The sequence below is a fragment of the Vibrio sp. 10N.261.55.A7 genome, from assembly GCF_002877365.1.
Classification (GTDB): domain Bacteria; phylum Pseudomonadota; class Gammaproteobacteria; order Enterobacterales; family Vibrionaceae; genus Vibrio.
The window spans coordinates 1-479 of the sequence record NZ_MCWZ01000226.1 but is presented as its reverse complement, the minus strand read 5'-3'; the positions used below and the strand labels follow the sequence as shown (position 1 = coordinate 479).

Annotated in this window: 1 protein-coding gene; it reads left to right on the top strand. The window is 50.3% G+C overall.

What is annotated here, in order from left to right:
* On the top strand, positions 1 to 479 hold a 479-nt coding region (locus tag BCU12_RS10905; RefSeq protein WP_241909811.1), incomplete at both ends, for a glutamate synthase-related protein.

The window sequence follows — 479 nt, the reverse complement described above, 5'->3', positions numbered from 1 at the left end:
GGCCAATGACGTCTATGGGCGTGCCTAGACACCTACTCCCACACTGGGATGATTTACAGATTATGGTGGCGCAGATGGCCACAAAACCCTTAATGGAAGACGCCGCTGTATCAACGGAATTGATCATAGGTCCCCAAGCCAAAAAGCCGTTAACACTCAAAATACCTCTGTTTGTCTCTGACATGAGCTTTGGTGCGCTTTCTGAAGAAGCCAAAGTCTCGATGGCGCGAGGGGCAGAACTGGCGGGAACCGGAATCTGCTCGGGTGAAGGCGGCATGCTTGATGAGGAACAAGCCGAAAACTCACGCTACTTCTATGAGTTAGCCAGTGCTGGCTTTGGTTATGACGAATCGAAACTCAAGAATGTGCAGGCCTTCCATTTTAAGGGCGGCCAAGGGGCAAAAACAGGCACAGGGGGTCACCTACCCGGTAATAAAAACATTGGTAAAATCTCTCAGGTTAGAGGGATTCCAGAAGGT